Source organism: Variovorax sp. CCNWLW186 (assembly GCF_037203865.1).
GTDB lineage: Bacteria > Pseudomonadota > Gammaproteobacteria > Burkholderiales > Burkholderiaceae_C > Variovorax.
The window spans coordinates 54,562-71,266 of the sequence record NZ_JBBCBO010000024.1; the positions used below are offsets into that span (position 1 = coordinate 54,562).

At 67.5% G+C, this 16,705-nt stretch carries 13 protein-coding genes; 5 read left to right on the forward strand and 8 right to left on the reverse strand.

Features of this window, described 5'->3' with window-relative positions; all coding sequences use genetic code 11:
* From V9K97_RS22930 to V9K97_RS22940, 3 genes are all read left to right on the forward strand, one after another.
* Complete coding sequence (locus V9K97_RS22930) at positions 1-1,164, forward strand: efflux RND transporter periplasmic adaptor subunit (RefSeq protein ID WP_443304035.1); 1,164 nt, start codon at positions 1-3, stop codon at positions 1,162-1,164.
* Positions 1,165-1,179: 15 nt separating this feature from the next.
* Positions 1,180-4,323, forward strand: coding sequence for an efflux RND transporter permease subunit (locus V9K97_RS22935; protein WP_337320914.1), 3,144 nt, complete (start codon positions 1,180-1,182; stop codon positions 4,321-4,323).
* A 78-nt stretch (positions 4,324-4,401) separates the two neighbouring features.
* Entirely contained in the window at positions 4,402-4,788 is a 387-nt protein-coding gene (locus tag V9K97_RS22940; RefSeq protein WP_337320916.1) for a hypothetical protein, read from the forward strand.
* A 40-nt stretch (positions 4,789-4,828) separates the two neighbouring features.
* Here the strand turns inward: V9K97_RS22940 and V9K97_RS22945 are convergent, their stop codons facing one another.
* From V9K97_RS22945 to V9K97_RS22955, 3 genes are all read right to left on the reverse strand, one after another.
* Positions 4,829-6,097, reverse strand: a complete 1,269-nt coding sequence (locus tag V9K97_RS22945; protein WP_337320918.1) for an MFS transporter — start codon at positions 6,095-6,097, stop codon at positions 4,829-4,831.
* A complete protein-coding gene (locus tag V9K97_RS22950; RefSeq protein ID WP_337320920.1) occupies positions 6,094-6,702 on the reverse strand; it encodes a rhodanese-like domain-containing protein in 609 nt (202 codons plus the stop codon). Before V9K97_RS22950 ends, V9K97_RS22945 begins: the two co-directional genes overlap by 4 nt.
* A gap of 123 nt (positions 6,703-6,825) precedes the next feature.
* A complete protein-coding gene (locus tag V9K97_RS22955; protein ID WP_337320922.1) occupies positions 6,826-8,271 on the reverse strand; it encodes an aminotransferase-like domain-containing protein in 1,446 nt (481 codons plus the stop codon).
* Positions 8,272-8,406: 135 nt separating this feature from the next.
* Here V9K97_RS22955 and V9K97_RS22960 point away from each other — a divergent pair, with 135 nt between their 5' ends.
* Complete coding sequence (locus V9K97_RS22960; protein ID WP_337320923.1) at positions 8,407-9,555, forward strand: pyridoxal phosphate-dependent aminotransferase; 1,149 nt, start codon at positions 8,407-8,409, stop codon at positions 9,553-9,555.
* Here V9K97_RS22960 and V9K97_RS22965 read toward each other — a convergent pair.
* Positions 9,552-11,378, reverse strand: a complete 1,827-nt coding sequence (locus V9K97_RS22965; protein ID WP_337320925.1) for a histidine kinase — start codon at positions 11,376-11,378, stop codon at positions 9,552-9,554. The two genes, V9K97_RS22960 and V9K97_RS22965, sit on opposite strands and share 4 nt — an antisense overlap.
* Before the next feature lie 224 nt (positions 11,379-11,602).
* On the opposite strand from V9K97_RS22965, the gene oxlT reads away from it, so the two are divergent.
* The gene (oxlT, locus tag V9K97_RS22970) at positions 11,603-12,949 is read left to right on the forward strand and encodes an oxalate/formate MFS antiporter (protein ID WP_337320927.1); all 1,347 of its coding nucleotides are present in this window, start codon (positions 11,603-11,605) and stop codon (positions 12,947-12,949) included.
* Positions 12,950-13,049: 100 nt separating this feature from the next.
* On the opposite strand, the gene V9K97_RS22975 is transcribed toward oxlT, so the two are convergent.
* From V9K97_RS22975 to V9K97_RS22990, 4 genes are all read right to left on the reverse strand, one after another.
* A complete protein-coding gene (locus V9K97_RS22975) occupies positions 13,050-13,805 on the reverse strand; it encodes a response regulator transcription factor (RefSeq protein WP_337320929.1) in 756 nt (251 codons plus the stop codon).
* A gap of 7 nt (positions 13,806-13,812) precedes the next feature.
* The gene (locus tag V9K97_RS22980; RefSeq protein ID WP_337320930.1) at positions 13,813-14,103 is read right to left on the reverse strand and encodes a DUF1330 domain-containing protein; all 291 of its coding nucleotides are present in this window, start codon (positions 14,101-14,103) and stop codon (positions 13,813-13,815) included.
* Positions 14,104-14,171: 68 nt separating this feature from the next.
* Complete coding sequence (locus V9K97_RS22985; protein WP_337320932.1) at positions 14,172-15,764, reverse strand: tannase/feruloyl esterase family alpha/beta hydrolase; 1,593 nt, start codon at positions 15,762-15,764, stop codon at positions 14,172-14,174.
* A gap of 198 nt (positions 15,765-15,962) precedes the next feature.
* Positions 15,963-16,643 carry a Crp/Fnr family transcriptional regulator gene (locus V9K97_RS22990; RefSeq protein WP_258504151.1) on the reverse strand — a complete coding sequence of 227 codons (681 nt, stop codon included), beginning with the start codon at positions 16,641-16,643 and terminating at the stop codon, positions 15,963-15,965.
* Positions 16,644-16,705: the final 62 nt, after the last annotated feature.

The window sequence follows — 16,705 nt, forward strand, 5'->3', positions numbered from 1 at the left end:
ATGACTTTTTCAGCGCCGCGGTGGATGACGCGCAATCACCGGTGCGCAGCGCTCGGCATTCTTGTCGCCCTGCACCTCGCCGCCCTCGGCACCGCATCCGCCGCGCCAGGCGCCCACGGCCCCAACGGCGAGCACCTGGATGCGCCGACCGGTGGAAGCACCTCCGGCCTGGCCCGGCTGCCCGACGGAAGCGTGCAGGTGCCGATGCTGGCGCAACGGCGCATGGCCGTACGGACGGTGCTCGCGAACGAAACCGAGGCCCACGCGACCGTGGAGCTTTCCGGCCGCATCGTGATGGACCCGAATGCCGGCGGGCGCGTGCAGCCGGCGCACGGCGGGCGGATCATGCCGGGGCCGGCGGGACTGCCGGTGGCGGGGCAGGCCGTGCAGCGCGGCGAAGTGCTCGCCTATGTGCAGCACCATGCGGAGCCCTATGCACTTGCGGCGCAGCAATCGCAACTGACCGAGTTGCGAAGCAACCGGGAGCTGGCGGCAAAGCGTGTGCAGCGCCTGCAGTCGCTCGAGGGCACGGTGCCGCGCAAGGAGATCGAAGCCGCCCGGGCCGAGCTCGAGAGCCTCACGGCGCGGGAGAAAAGCATCGGTGCCAGCCTGGGCTCGCGGGAGGCACTGACGGCACCGGTCACCGGCGTCATTGCGCGCGCCGATGCGGTCGCCGGCCAGATCGTCGAAGCGCGCGACGTGCTGTTCGAAGTGATCGACCCTGGCCGCGTGCTGGTCGAGGCGACGACCGCCGACCCGGCATTGCCGGCACGCGTAGGTGACGCCTTCTTGCAAGGCACTCCAGGTGTCAGGCTGAAGTTGCTCGGTGCTGCGCGGTCCTTGCGCGACGGCGTGCTGCCGCTGACCTTTCGCGCGCAGCCTGAGAAAGCGGGCACCCCGATGCCCCTCGCGGTCGGGCAGCCGGTCACGGTCGTCGCCTCGCTCAACGAGCGCATCAAAGGGTTCGTCTTGCCCGCGCAGGCCGTGGTGCGCAACAGCGCCAACGAGCCGATCGTCTGGATCAAGTCCGGTCCCGAACGCTACATACCGCAGCCGGTGCAATACCGCGCGCTCGACGCCGCCACCGTGATCGTCACCCAGGGCCTGGGCGCCGACAACCGCGTCGTGGTGCAAGGCGCACCGCTCATTGCGCAGATCCGCTGAACGGAGCCGCTCCACATGTTCAACTGGATCGTTCGAAACAGCCTGCACAACCGCCTGTTCGTGCTGGCGATTGCGCTGCTGCTGCTGGTCTATGGTGCGATCACGGCGTGGCGCACGCCTGTCGACGTGTTTCCGGACCTCAACAAGCCACTGGTCACCGTGCTGACCGAAGCCGGCGGCATGGCACCCGAGGAGGTAGAGCAGCTCGTCACCTTCCCGCTGGAAACGGCGCTCAACGGCATGCCGGGCGTGACCCGTGTGCGTTCGACCTCGGGCATCGGCCTTTCCATCGTGTATGCCGAATTCGACTGGGGCACCGACGTGTACCGCAACCGCCAGCTCGTGGCGGAACGCCTCGCACAGGTGCGCGAGCAGTTGCCGGCGGGCATCGCGCCGGTCATGGGCCCGGTCTCCTCGATCATGGGCGAGGTGATGCTGATCGCGTTGCCGCTGTCCGCGGGCGATGGCAAGACGGCCGCCGACCCGATGCGGGCGCGGGAATATGCCGACTTTGTGCTGCGGCCGCGCCTGCTGTCGATTGCGGGGGTGTCGCAGGTGATCCCGATTGGCGGCGACGTGCGGCAGTTGCGGGTGGAACCCGACACGGCGCGCATGGCGCAGTTCGGCGTTTCGCTCACGCAGGTAGAGCAGGCGCTGCGCGGCTTCGCCGGCAATGCGGGCGGCGGCTTCATCGACCTCAACAGCCGCGAATACCTCATCCGCCACATCGGGCGGACCAACCGCGTCGAAGACCTGCAGGGCGTCGCGGTGGCCTGGAAAGAAGGCCGTGCGATTCTTCTGAGTCAGGTGGCCGAGGTGCGCTACGCAGCCGCCATGAAGCGCGGTGACGCCGGCTACAACGGCGCACCGGCGGTGATCGTGAGCGTGCAAAAGCAGCCCGCGGCCGACACGGTGCAGCTCACCGGTGCCATCGAGGCCGCACTGGGCGAACTGAAGCAGGGCTTGCCGCCCGGCCTTGCCGCGCCCAAGGTGCTGTTCCGGCAGGCCGACTTCATCGAGTCCTCCATCGGCAACGTGAGCGAGGCGCTGCGCGACGGCGCGATCATGGTGGCGATCGTGCTGTTCGCGTTTCTGCTTTCGGCGCGCACCACGGTCATCTCGCTGGTCGCCATTCCTTTGTCGCTGGCGGTCACCGCGCTGGCCTTCAAGCTGCTCGGGCAATCGATCAACGTGATGACGCTCGGCGGCCTGGCCATTGCCATTGGCGAGCTGGTCGACGACGCGGTGGTCGACGTCGAGAACATCGTGCGCCGGCTCAAGCAGAACCGTGCGGCGGGCAATCCCTTGTCCACCATGGAGGTGGTGCGACAGGCCAGCGTGGAGGTTCGCTCGGGCATCGTGTACGCCACGGTGATCGTCGTGCTGGTGTTCGTTCCGCTCTTCGCACTGCCGGGGATCGAGGGCCGGCTGTTCTCGCCGCTGGGCATTGCCTACATCGTGTCCATCCTGGCCTCGATGCTGGTGTCGATGACCGTCACGCCGGTGCTGTGCCACTACCTGTTGCCGAAGATGAAGCGGCTGGACCATGGCGACAGCCCGCTGGTCACGCGCCTGAAGCGCTGGGATGAAAAGGTGCTGGGCTGGTCGTTCGCGCGCGCGAAGCTGCTGATCGCCATCGCCGCGCTGGCAGTTGCCGCGGCTGCGGCCAGCGTCCCGTTCTTTCCGCGCGCCTTTCTGCCGGCGTTCAACGAAGGCTCGCTGGTGCTGGGCATGGTCTTCAATCCCGGGACGGCGCTGGCCGAGGCCAACCGCATGGGCGCGCTCGCCGAGACGCTGATCGCCGAGGTACCCGAGGTAACGCAGGTGGGCCGGCGCACGGGCCGCGCCGAGCTCGACGAGCATGCCGAAGGCGTGCATTCGGCCGAGATTGACGTGGACCTGAAGCGCTCCGCACGCAGCCGCAAGGCGGTGATGGCCGACATCCGGGCGCGGCTTGCCGTGCTTCCGGCGCAAGTCGCGGTCGGCCAGCCGATTTCTCACCGGTTGGACCACCTGCTGTCGGGCGTGCGTGCGCAGATTGCGCTGAAGATCTTCGGCGACGACACCGACACGCTGCGCGGCCTGGGCGAGCAGATGCGGCAAGGCCTTTCGGGCGTGCCAGGCCTTGTCGACCTGACGGTGGAAAAGCAGGTGCTCATCCCGCAGATCACCGTGCGCCTCGACCAGCGCAAGCTTGCACAGACCGGCCTTTCACCCGGCGAGGCGATCCGGATCCTGCAGGCGCTCACGGATGGCGCGCATGGCGCGCAGATCGTGGACGGCCTGCGCCGCTACGACCTTGTGCTGCGGCTGCCCGACGGCCGACGCAGTCCGCAGGACCTGGCCACGACGCTGATCGACACGCCCGCGGGGCGGCTCCCGGTCTCTGCCATTGCGACAGTCGAGGAAACCGATGGCCCGAACCAGATCGGACGCGAGAACGGGCGGCGGCGCATCGTGGTGTACGCCAACACCGACGGTTCCGACATGGGTCGCGTGATCGAGGACATCCGCGCGGTGATCGCGAAGACCAACCTGCCCCCGGGCACCTTCGTGAGTCTCGAAGGCCAGTTCCAGGCACAGGAGCAGGCAGCGAAACTCATCGTGGGCCTTTCGCTGATCTCGCTCGCGATGATCTTCCTGGTGCTGTACGCGCGCTACAGGTCGGCAGTGCTGGCCGGCATCGTCATGGCCAACATTCCGCTCGCGCTCATCGGCAGCGTGGTGGCCATGTGGCTTGCGGGCGTGAGCCTTTCCGTTGCCTCGATGGTGGGCTTCATCACCCTGGCCGGCATTGCCACGCGCAACGGCATCTTGAAGATCAGCCACTACATCAACCTGTGCAGGTTCGAAGGAGAAGCCTTCGGGCAGGCCATGATCGTGCGCGGTTCGCTGGAGCGGCTGACGCCGGTGCTGATGACCGCGCTGGTCGCAGCCTTTGCGCTCACGCCGCTGCTGCTGGCGGCCGATGCGCCGGGCAAGGAAATCCTGCATCCGGTGGCGGTGGTGATCTTTGGCGGCCTCGTGAGCTCGACGCTGCTGGACACGCTGTTGACGCCGGTTCTCTTCTGGCTTTTCGGCCAACGCGCCACCGAGCGCCTGCTCGAAGCGGAGCCGGTCGAAGCCGGTATCCGCTCTACACCGCAGGAGGCCTACTGACGCAGACTCCGACTCCCAAAGGCACCGCGGCGCCGCCTGTCCAAGCGCGCCGAGATCGAACATAGGAACCCCAACATCATGAAATCCGGAAAATTCAAACACCTTCTCGCCGCGCTCTTGCTGTCTTCGTCGGCCGTTGCGACTCTGCCCGCCTTCGCCCATGGCGCAGCCCCCGCGCGGCACGGCGGTGTTGTGCAGACTGCAAGCGACATGTCGTTCGAACTCGTGCCCGCCGCCGATGGCGCGGCGCTTTATGTCGTCGATCACGAGGCCGACTACAACGTCAAGCAGATGGGCGGCAAGCTGACCGTTCTGAACGGTGCCGAGAAGACCGAAGCCGAACTCAAGCCAGCGGGCGGCAACAAGCTCGAAGCCAAGGGCGTCAAGCTCGGCAAAGGCGCCAAGGCAGTGGCTACGGTGACGGAAGGCCGCAAGACGACGACGGTGCGCTTCACGATCAAGTAGTCCGGAGCACTGTTGCGCGCACCCGTGGAGGCCAGGGCGGCTACTCCCCCTCCACCCGGTCCCGCCGCATGGCTCGCCAGAGCGCGAGGTCATACCCAATCTTCAGCAGCCCGCAGGCGATGAGCGGCAACGAGATCCACCCGGCCGCAAACAGCGCGCCGCTGATCGTCGGGCTGATGGCCGCGGCAAGGCTGCGCGGCACGGCCGTGAAACTCGCCGCGGCGCTGCGCTCCGCGGGTGTGACCACCGCCATCACGTAGGCCGTTCGCGTGGGCACGTCCATCGACGACAGTGCACTGCGAACCATCAGGAGGCCCAGCGCAATCGGCAGGCTGGGCGCCAGCGCCGCAAGTACCAGGCACACGTTGGCCGGCAAGTGCGTGAAGACCATGGTGTTGAGCAACCCGATGCGCCGGGCGACCACCGGTGCGGCAAGCTGCGACGCTGCGCCGAGCAAACCGGTCCAGAAGAAGAACACGCCCGCCTGGGTCAGCGAGAGGCCGAACCGCTCCAGCAGCCACAGCGACATCAGCGCGTTGATGGCGAGTCCACCGGCAAACGAATCGACGCTGAAGAGCGCCGCCAGCCGCATCACCACGCGCCGAGACGGTCCGAGCGGTGCCGGCGGCACAGGCGCGCCGTTCGCGCTGCTGCTGCCGGTGCCGACGTGCGCGGGCAGCTTCCGGTAAAGCCAGAACACGGCCAGCCCGATGGCCGCGTAGACCACGAACATCCCGCGCAGCGCATCGATCCGCGTGAGACCGCTGTGCCGAACCAGCCAGTCGGGCACGGCCGCGGCCAATGCACCCAATGCCGCGCACAACGCACCCAACAGGCTGTAGCGCGCGAACAGGGCCGTGCGGGCATGCCCCTGCGCCGCCGCAGCCAGCCGTGAATGTTCGAGCGGAAGGAACACGCTGACGTCTCCCGAACTGGGGTTGAGCGTGCCGACCAGCGCGACGATCAGCAATGGCCAGAACGACGTCAGGCCCGCAAAGCCCAGGCCCGTGGCCGCCATCAGCAAGGCGGCGCCCCGAAGGAGCCGGCCGCCCGCAAAGCGATATCCCCAGGCGCCCACTGCGAGGGTGGCAAGCGCCGAGCCCAGCATCGTCGCGGTGGCGACGATGCCGACCTCCAGCGTACCCAGCCCGATCGACAGCAGGTAGGCCGGCAGCAGCACGGCCATGTAGCCGTCGCCAAAGGCGCGCAGTCCGCGGGCGGCGAGCAAAGGCACGGCGCCCGGGTCGACTCCGGCTGGCAGCAGTCTTGCAAGACCGGTGCGCGGCCCAGGCGAAGGTGCGGCGCTCATCGGCTTGGCCCGGGAGGCTTGGCCTCGACCGGCCGGCCCGCGGCCTGCCAGCCGTCGAAGCCGCCGCGCAAATACCGCGCATCGATGCCCATGGCGCGCAGCCGCATCGCGGTGCTGCGACCAACCTCATGCCCGTAGACGCAATAGACCACGACGCCGCGGTCCGCCGGCAGCTCGAAGGCCCATCGGTCCACGGCCGACGGGTCGAACCACGTGGCACCGGGGATCATCGCGGTCGCATGCTCGAACACGCCGGCCCGGCGAACGTCGAGCAGCGTCGATCCGGCGACCTCATCTTGCGTCGCGCCGAAGGGCTCGCTGGCGGCGTGCACGGCCTGCTGGTAGCGCTCGTACACCCGAGCCAGCAACCCCCACCCCGAACCGCCGTCATGGGCCTTGCCCATGGCGGCAAACTCTTCGCGCCAACGCTCGGCACTGCCGAAGCTGGCCGAGAGGGCCAGCGCCATGGCAGGCTCCATCGGTTCGCTGTTGCCGCCGAGCGAGACGAGGTACAGCTCGTGCAGCAGCATCGGGTCGAAGGGAGAAAGCGGGAGGGGAACGGGCGCAGAAAGCGCGTGGGATGCGTCAGGCGAAGTGGTGTCCACGGAGTGCTCCGTTGTGAGTCACCAGCGCTTGGACGGGACACCGTCTGACTTTGCAGAACGGGAGGCTGTTTTCCCGATGCCGGCATCGTACACCGGGTTTGAATCCGTTGTCCAAGCCAGAAATCACGAACTCGGAGTGCGCCCCGCGAGCGCCTTGCGCGCCATGGCGCCGAGCGTGCGCAGGCCCTTCTCGATCCGGGCGTCCCAGCCGTGGCCGCCGCTCAGCCGCAGGCAGTGGGCGTATTTGCCGCTGGCAGAGAACACGACGCCGGGCGCGAAGCAAATGCCTTTTTCGAGCGCCTGCGCAAACAGCAGGCGCGTGTCGGCCGGCTCGGGCAGCTCGACCCACAGCACAAAGTTTCCTTCGGGCCGCGACACCTTCGTGCCCGGCGGAAACGCCTGCTCGATCACCCGCGTCATGCGTTCGAGAGTGTCGGCAAACTCGCGCCGGATGCGGCGCAGGTGCCGGTCGTAGTCGCCGTTGGAAAGAAAGGTGGCCAGTGCCACCTGGGTCAGCACCGGCGTGGCCAGGCTCGTGGCGAACTTGGTTTCGAGTACCCGCGCCATGTGCCGGCCGGTCGCGATCCAGCCGATGCGGTAGCCGGGCGCAAGCGTCTTTGAAAACGAGCCGCAGTAGATGACGTTCTCGTGCGTGTCGAGCGCGCTGAAGGGCAGGGGGCGCTCCTCGCCGAAATGAACGTCGCCGTACACGTCGTCCTCGATCAGCGGCACGCCGTGCTTCGCGAGCAGGCGCAGCACGGCGCGCTTGTTCTCTTCGGGCATGGTGCAGCCCAGCGGATTGCTGAAGCTCGACGCCAGCACGCAGGCGCGCACCTTGCCCGAGGCCACGATCTCGCCGAGTGCATCGACGTCCACGCCGGTGACGGCATCGGTTGGCAACTCGACCACCTTGAGCCTCTTCGCGCGCAAGACCTGAAGCAGCCCAAAGTAGGTGGGCGATTCGATCGCGACCGTGTCGCCGGGCTCGGTGACCGCGTCGAGCGCCAGTGCCAGCGCCTCGGTGCAGCCGCAGGTAATGGCGATGTCATCGGGCGACAGCGCCTGCCCGTAGCGCAGCGCGCGCCGGGCAATTTCCAGGCGCAGCGACATCTCGCCGCGCGGCGGCGAATAGGTGTTGCTCTGCCCGCCCTTCACGCGCGCCGTGCGCGCAAGCACAAGATCCAGCTTGGACGAAGACAGCAGCCGCTGGTTGGGAATGGCGCAGCCGAGCGGCACCAGGGTGTCGTCCGAGGCGTGCTCCAGCAGGTCGAGCATGAGGCCCGAGAGCTCCACCTTCGCCGGCCGGATCGAGTGCCGCGTGGTCGTTGGAACGGACAACGCGGGCGGCGCCTTGGCAACGTAGTAGCCCGACTGAGGCCGCACCTCGAGGATGCCGCGGTCTTCGAGCAGGCGATAGGCCTGCACGGCCGTGCTGAGGCTGGTGCGTTGCTGGGTGCTGATCTCGCGCAGCGACGGTGCGCGCATGCCGGGCCGCAGCGCGCCGCGGCCGGCGAGGCCGGCCACGAAATCGGCGACTTCTTCATAGCGGAACCGGGGAGATTGCGACACGGTTGAATCCTGCTTTCATGAACGGCACGGCATGCAACTGTACTGCACCTAATTTCAATAAATTGTGGCTGTTATCGCGAGTCACGAAACGGCAATATCAATGCACAGCCACACCAATCGATCAAGCAGCAGTACATGGCACGGTTTCCGGACAACGAAATCATCTCCCTGGTCAGCAAGGCGCCCCGGTTCGATCTTGCGGAAAGCGTGGGGCCGAGCGTGCGGCTCGCGGAACTGATCGACACGGCCTTCGGCGATGACGCCGATTTTTCGCTGGACTACGGAACGGCGGCGGGCAACCCGGAGCTGCGGCAGGAGATCGCGAACGAAAACGGCGTGCACGCCGACGACGTTGTGGTCACGGTGGGCGGCATGCACGCGCTCTTTCTCATTGCCTTCACGCTGTGTGAGGCGGGCGACGAAGCCATCGTGGCCGAGCCGGTGTTTCCGCTCGCGCGCAACGCGCTGACCGCGGTGGGCGCCGTGACGCGTCCACTGCCGCTCGGCTTCGACACGGGCTACCGAATCGACCTGGAGGCGCTGCGACAGCTGCTGTCCCCCAAGACGAAGCTGGTGAGCCTGGCCTCGCCGCAGAACCCCTCGGGCGTTGCGATCCCCGAGCAGACCCTGCGCGACATCGTGGCCATGCTGGCCGAGCACGCGCCCGATGCCTGGCTGCTGATCGACGAAACCTACCGCGAGGCCGCCTATGGCGAGGATGCCGCCGCGCCGAGCGCCGCATGCCTCGGGCCGAAGGTCATTTCGGTTTCTTCGCTGTCCAAGAGCCATGGGTCGGCGGGCTTGCGCATCGGCTGGGCGATCACGCGCGACACGGCGCTTCGACAGGCGCTGGTGACGGCAAAGTTCAGCACGGTGATCTCCTGTTCGCCGGTCGACGAGGCGCTTGCGCTGGCCGTGTTCAGGCAGCGCGAACGGATCATCGGCGAGAGGCGCAAGCTCCTCGCGCAAAACCTGCAGCTGGTCGAGAACTGGGTGCTGCGCCATCCCGGCCACATCGACTGGGTGCGCCCGGATGCGGGGGCGTTGTGCTGCATGCGGCTCAAGCCCGAAGTCTTCGACGCCGCGGCGATCGAGCGCTTCTATGCGACGCTGGCCAGGTACAGCACGCGTGTCGCGCCCGGCGCGTGGTTCGGAGACGACCCGCTGGTGTTTCGGCTGGGCTTCGGCTTGCCCACGCTCACGGCGCTGGCCATTGCGCTGGAGTGCGTATCGGTGGCCTTGACCGAGGCCACGCGGGCGCCAGAGGGCGCGGCTACCTTCTAGGCCGTGCTTTGCCCGCGCTGGGTCCAGCGCAGCGACACCCAGGTGCCTTCGCCGCGGCGGCTCTCGATGCGCAGCCGCGCGCCGATCGCATCGGCCTGCTCGCGCAGCCCCACGATTCCGTAGTGCCCCGCGGCGCCCGCGCTCGGCTCGAAGCCGATGCCGTCGTCGCCGATCTCCAGCTCGACTTCATCGCTTGCAACGCTGTGCAGGCGAATCAGCAGCCGACGTGCGCCTGCGTGGCGTTCGACGTTGCGCAGCACTTCCTCGCACATGTGGAACACGGTTTCCGCCGGCTCGGCCGCCAGGTCGGACAACGCGGGGTCCATCTGGCAGTCGAGCTCGATGCCGGTGCGCTCGCCCAGGTTCTTGGCCAGCTCGGCCAGCGCCGCGCCCAGCCCGATGTCGCGCACCGGGTTGCTGCGCAGCTGGTCGATGGCGCGGCGTGCCTCGTCCAGCCCGTCGCGCGCCGCGCGCTCGGCCCGGACCAGTTCGTCCGGCAGCGCATCGGGCCGGCTCGATGCCAGGTGCTTGAGCACGCGGATCTCGGTGAGCATTGCCATCATCGAATGCGCCAGCGTGTCGTGCAGCCCGCGCGCCAGGCGCAGGCGCTCGCGCACCACCGCGGCATCGCGTGACTCCTGCGCGAGCCGGCTGATCTCCTCGGTGCGCTGCCGCACGCGCTCGTCCAGCTCGGCATTGAGCCGGCGCAACTCGTCGCGCTCACGCTGCAGCGTATTCAGCAATCGGTCGAGCGCGCTGCCCAGCCGCGCGGCTTCGTCGGCACCTTGCGGCACCTTGATGCGCGTTGCGCTTCCGGCCAGCACCGCGTCCGCCGAGTGGGCGATCACGCTCACGCGCCGCGTGAGGCGGTGCGCCACGATGATGCCGGCGGCAGCGGCCGCCAGGCCCAGCAGGCTCAGCACGATCGAGATGCGCCATTCGATGGCCGTGGCAAAGGCCGCGACCGATTCGACCGGCTGGATCACCACCGCCTGCCAGCCGAGCCGGCGCAGCGTGCCGTCGCGCGCATTGGGCGGAGAGGCGATCAGGTAGGGCCGGTTGTCCAGCAGCCGCCGGGTGCGGATGCGCGTGGGCAGATCGGATCCGTCGTTGCCCAGACCGGCGACGACGGGGTCGAACGGCGTGATGGGATCGCCCACCTCTTGCCAGCGCTTGCCCAGCAGCACGGCCGGCCCATGGCGCACGATGCCGTCGCGGTCGATCAGCAGCCATTCGCCGGGCGAGGCGCGGATTTCGGCCACCATCTTTTCGACCCAGCTCCAGCTCAGGTTGGCGGCCACCACGCCGATGATCGCCCCGTCGGCATTGCGCACCGGCGCGGTGAGCTTCAGGAAGCGCTCACGCGGCGAGCGGCCTTCCTCGATCCATGCGGCGTTCAGGCCTTGCGAAATCCACGCGTGCTGATTGACGTTCTGGCCCACCACCTGCTCGTCGGTCGCGGCGACGATGAAGCCGTCGGCATCGGTCACCGCCAGCCAGATCAGGTCGGGCACGCCGCGGCGCACAGCTTCGAGCGAGCGCTTCAGGCGCGCGCCTTCGCTGTGCTGCACGTCTTCCGACAGCATGGCCGCCACCACGCTGACCGCCTGCAGGCGCAGCAGCAGTGCGGTGTCGAGTTCGGCGTTGACGTGCTCGGCCGCGGCTTCCAGCCGCTGGCCGTGTTGCTCGAGCAGCGTTGCACGCACGAAGCTGCGCAGCCACAGGTTGGACACCAGTGCCAGGCACAAGGTGAGCGCAATCAGCAGCCAGCCGATCGCGGCGGCCATGGAGCGCCGTGGGTCGATGCGACGTGCGAGGTTCATTGGCTGCGGATTCTCGCAAACGGCAGCCGTGACTTTCGGCATGGGTAGTTCCCCTGAGTCCTCGGGGTTTGTCTCGACTCGCTGCGTGACTTCCGGCAGGCGCGCCGGCGGCGGTTTGCGGCAACAGTTGCACCCATCGCGATCCGTGCCCCCAGCGCGACTGATTCCCAACCCTGCAACGTGCCGCGACGCGATCGGCGCGACAACGAATGGAGACGAAGCGAATGAACCCCACTTCCCCGACATACATCTCATCCGGCGCGCCGCCGCGATTGATCGACAACCGCTGGCTGCAGCTGGTGGTCGGCATCGTCTGCATGATTGCCACGGCCAACATCCAGTACGCGTGGACGCTGTTCGTGCCGGAAATCCAGGGCAAGTTCGGCTGGGAGCGTGCGTCGATCCAGGTCGCCTTCACCATCTTCGTGCTGGTGCAGACCTGGCTCGCGCCCATCGAGGGCTACTTCATCGACAAGTTCGGCCCGCGCCTGATCGTGGCCTTTGGCGCGCTGTTCATCGGCGCGGCCTGGGTCATCAACTCGCAGGCCACCACGCTGATGGGCTTCTACATCGGTGCGGCCGTCGGCGGCATTGGCGTGGGCTCCATTTATGCCACCTGCATCAACAACGCGCTCAAGTGGTTCCCCGATCGTCGCGGCCTGGCGGTGGGCCTGACGGCCGGCGGCTACGGCGCCGGCTCGGCCGCCACCATCCTGCCGATCGCGGCAATGATCGAATCGTCGGGCTTCCAGCAAGCCTTCATGTTCTTCGGCCTGCTGCAGGGTTCGCTGGCCTTTGCCGCGGCCTGGTTCCTGCGCGCGCCCAAGGGCAACGAAGTGCGCGGCTCGACCAAGCTTGCGCAGAGCCGCCGCGACTACACGCTGGGCGAGGCGCTTCGCACGCCGCTGTTCTGGCTGATGATCTTGATGTTCTCGTGTGTGGTCACCGGCGGCATGATGGCCGTGGCCCAGCTGGGCGTGATCGCACAGGACCTGGGCGTGAAGAACTTCAAGGTCGACCTGTACTTCGTCACCATGGCCGCACTGCCGCTCGCGCTGATGCTCGACCGCGTCATGAACGGCATCTCGCGTCCGCTGTTCGGCTGGATCTCCGACCACATCGGCCGCGAGAAGACCATGGTGATCGCCTTCACGCTGGAAGGCATCGGCATCATCGCGCTGGGCTACTTCGGCCACAACCCGTGGGCCTTCCTGATCCTGTCGGGCGTGGTCTTCCTGGCCTGGGGCGAGGTGTATTCGCTGTTCTCCGCACTCGCGGGCGATGCGTTCGGCACCAAGCACATCGGCAAGATCTACGGCGTGCTGTACTGCGCCAAGGGCATCGGCGCGCTGTTCGTGCCACTCGGCAACCTGATGATGGAAGCGACCGGCACCTGGTCGACCGTGCTCTACACCGTGGCGGCTCTCGACCTGTTCGCCGCCTTCCTGGCCATCGTCGCGCTGCGGCCGATGCTGGCAAGGCACACGGCCAGCAATGCGTCGTATGCGTCTTCGCCGGCGCCTGACCTCGCGATGCCGGGCGGCCTGTCGGCCGCGGGCCGCACGGCCTGATGACCTGAGACCAACTGCCATCCCACGCGCACCCGCGGAGCCGGCTTTGCCGGGCTCTCGGGTGCGTTTCGCATTCAGGGCGCCGAAGCGCGTTGGAGGTTTATTTCTTCAACACCAGCACGGCCAGTTCAGTGCGTGTGTTCGCGTGAAGCTTTTGCATGATCCGGCTGACGTGGTTCTTCGCCGTTCCCTCGGCCAGGTTGAGCGCCGTGGCAATCTGGCGATTGCCGTAGCCCTTGGCAATCAGTTCGAGCACGGCGGCCTCACGGTCGGTCAGCGGCTTGGTCGCCGCTTCGGCCCCCAGCAACTCGCCGGGAACGGTGGCCTGCGGTTCGGCGCGCAAGTCCGGCGCAGGCGCGGGTGGCGGCTCCTGCGCAACGCGGTCGGCCAGGAGCCGGAACTGGTCCATCACCTTGCGAGCGATTTGCGGCGTGAGCCGTGACTCGCCGCGGTGCACCGCCCGCACAGTGTCCAGCACCTCTTCCTCCGAGGCGTCCTTGAGAAGATAGGCTTGCGCGCCGGCGCGCACCGCGTCGAAGACGAGGTCGTCGCGGTCGAAGGTGGTCAGCACCATCACGCGCGTGTGCGGCAGCGCGGCCGAGATCTCGCGCGTGGCGAGCACGCCGCCCTTGCGTGGCATGTGCAGGTCCATCAGCACCACGTCGGGCAGCAGGCGCCGGGCCAGTTCCACGGCTTCGATGCCGTCGGCGGCTTGGCCGACCACTTCGATGTCCAACGCGGCATCGAGCAGCATGGCCATGCCGCGGCGGATGAGTGCCTGGTCGTCGGCAATCAGCACGCGAATCCGCGGCGCGGCATGCGGCGCGGGCGCCGACGGCTCGGCAATGGTGCTCATGGCAGGCTCAAACGCCTTCGATGATCCGCAGGTCCCGCTCGGCGCCGTCGGCCAGCGCGGCGAGCGCGGCCTGGTAGTCGGGGCTGTCATGCACGGCGCGAGCCTGCTCGACGCTGTCGAATTCGATCAGCACGGTGCGCTCGGCCAGGCCGTATTCATAAACCTGGGCGGGCATGCCCCGCGCCAGGAAACGCCCGCCGCCCGCAGCGATTGCGGGGCCGGCGAGTTTTGCATAGGCCGCGAGTTTGTCGGCATCCTTGACGGCACGGTACGCGCTGACCCAATAGGCTTTTGCCATGGTGATTTCTCTCAGTTGCAGAGCGAGCAATATAGCGTGCTCGCCGCTTCGGCGCTTGGGTTCGCAACTCAGGATGTGCAGGCGTAGTTGGCCGCCAACCGGGACGCTGCAGCATCGTTGGCCGGCCCGGTGTACCGCGGGTATTGCGGGTACTGGCACAACGGCCGGCTGAGCAGAACGGCTCCATCGGCGTCGCGCTTTTCCGCGACCAGCGTGGCCGGTGCCGCGCTCTTGGTCACCCATTGGTCGAGTGCCGTCAGCAGGTCTGCCGAGTCGGCACCCGGTCCTCCGGCGCAGTGGTTCACCCCCGGCGCCACGTAGAAGCGCGTGGACGCGTCGGCGGCCGGGGCGCCCACCGCGTTTCGCATGTTCGCGTGGTACTCGACGGTCGACCGGGCGCTGAGCGCGGCATCGTTTCCGCCGTGCCACAAGATGAGCTTGCCGCCGCTGTTGATGAACGGCCGGATGTCCGCATTGGTCGCGTCGTTGAGTGCGGCCATGGCATAGAGGGCGTTCTGGTTCTGGTCCCAGGGCGTGTAGGCCAGCGAATCGACTGTGCGGTCGCGGGCGAGGTAGTTCTTGACGGTCGTGTCCTGAAACAGGAACTGCAGCGCCATGGTGACGTTGCCGTCTCCCGTGAGCCAGGTCCGCCAGGCGCCCGGGTCGTCCTCGTTGCCTGTCAGGTTCCAGCCCGCATTGCGGAAGGTGGGGCTGCCGGTGAACGTGGCTTCGGTCGTCCACGAAGCCACCACGTCGAGCTGTGCATCCGAGAGGCAGCTGTCGCCGGTATCGGCTCCACCGGCACAGCGCAGCGCGGCAACGTTGACAACCGCCGGCGTGCATGCGGCCTGGTTCGACACAACGCCATCGGTGATGCTGTCGAGCGCGTCGCAGGCGTTTCGCACCTGCGTGCTCAGAAGGGCCGTCTTGGCGGCGCTGAATGCACCGCCGGGTGCGGCAAGCGCCCTGGAGTTCCGGTTGAAGGCACCCATGAACCCGACCCAGTTGTAGGCGGGTGCGCGCGCAATCACGCCGTCGAAGAGGTTCGGCGAGCGCTGCACCGCCATCAACGCTTCCCGTCCGCCGTTCGAGCAGCCCTCGAAGTACGACTTGGCCGGCAGTGCGCCGTAGGCGGTCGCCAGCGTCTCCGTGGCGGTCGACATCACGGTGGGTACCGAGAGGCTGCCGAACAGCTGGGCGGCAAAGGTGTCGGTCAGCGCGAAGTCCGCGCTCAATCCACTGCCCTGATGGCCGGAGTCGCTGGCGACCACGGCGTAGCCCTGGCTCAGCGCCGGTGCCCCGGGCGGCGAGATGGCGCCGTTGTAGCCGCCGCCGCCCTGGTAGTAGAGCTTGCCGTTCCACGCCTCCGGCAGGGAGATCTGGAAGTTCAGCGCGGGCGCGATCGTGCCGGTCACCTTGCAGTACACGGGCGTGCCTGCCGAGGCCGCTTCCATCACGGCCGTCAGCGCGGCGCCTGCAACGGTTTTTCCGTTCAGGTCGCTGCATGCCTTTTGAGCCGTGACAACCGGCGGTGCGGGTGGCGGGTTTCCGGGTTGAGCGGCCGGAGGGGCGGGGAGCGGAAAGAAGGGCGTGCCGTTGTCGGAGCCGCCGCCGCAGGCCGCCAGCATTGCCACGCTGACAGCAGCAGCATGGAGCTTCACGCGAGGCGATGATGCCTTTGAGAGTAAGAAGTGCATGTCTCTATTCCTTTGTCAGTTTTCTGCCGGCGCACCGCATCGAGATTGAGCGATGCCGATCAGATTCTGAAAGGCGAGAACATTGACAACTGTTTCGCAACGGACATTCGGCCCGTTAATTTCTAAGGAAAAACCCTTCGGTTTCCAGGCGTGCCGGCCCTGCTACGGATACCTGGCAAGTGCTTGCCTGTCCATCACCGTGATGTAGCCGTAGCCCCGCTGGATGAGGCCCGCGGTTTCGAGTTCGGTTAACGCGATGTTGACGCGCTGGCGCGAGATGCCGACCAGCAGCCCGATCTCCTCCTGATTGATCCGCAGCGTGGAGTCGGTGTTCGGGTAAAGCACCGGATGGAAGAGGCTGGAGATGCCGCGCGCCACGCGCGCCGTCGGTTCGAGCAGCCGGTCGAACTTCACCATGGCAATGAACTGCCCCAGCCGCTCGTTCAAATGAGAAAGCATGAAATGGTTGAACGGAATACTTCGGTCGAGCAACCACGAGAACGTGGCCCTCGGCAGGTGGACCGTGATGGTCGGCCGCGTTGCCATGACCTCGTACCTGCGGTGCTCGGGCTTCAGCAGCGATCCTTCGCCGATCCATCCGCTGGCCGCGACGCCCGTGAACATGATCAGGCGGCCGTCCACCGTGGTGTCCTGCACACGAAGAAAACCTTCCAGCACGCCAATCCAGCTGTCGGCTATTTCGTCGCGCTGGCACACATACGAGTGCGCTTCATGGTGACGGACGTACAGGGCCTCGAACGCCTTCGTTCGCTCTGCCTGCGTCAGTGCGCGCGGCCAGATGCAGCGCTCGAAGAAGGCATTCAGTTCCTTGGCCGGCAGCATGCGTTACCACCACGCCAGGCGAGAGATATCGGCGCGGGCGAAGAACGAACCAGATCGAACTC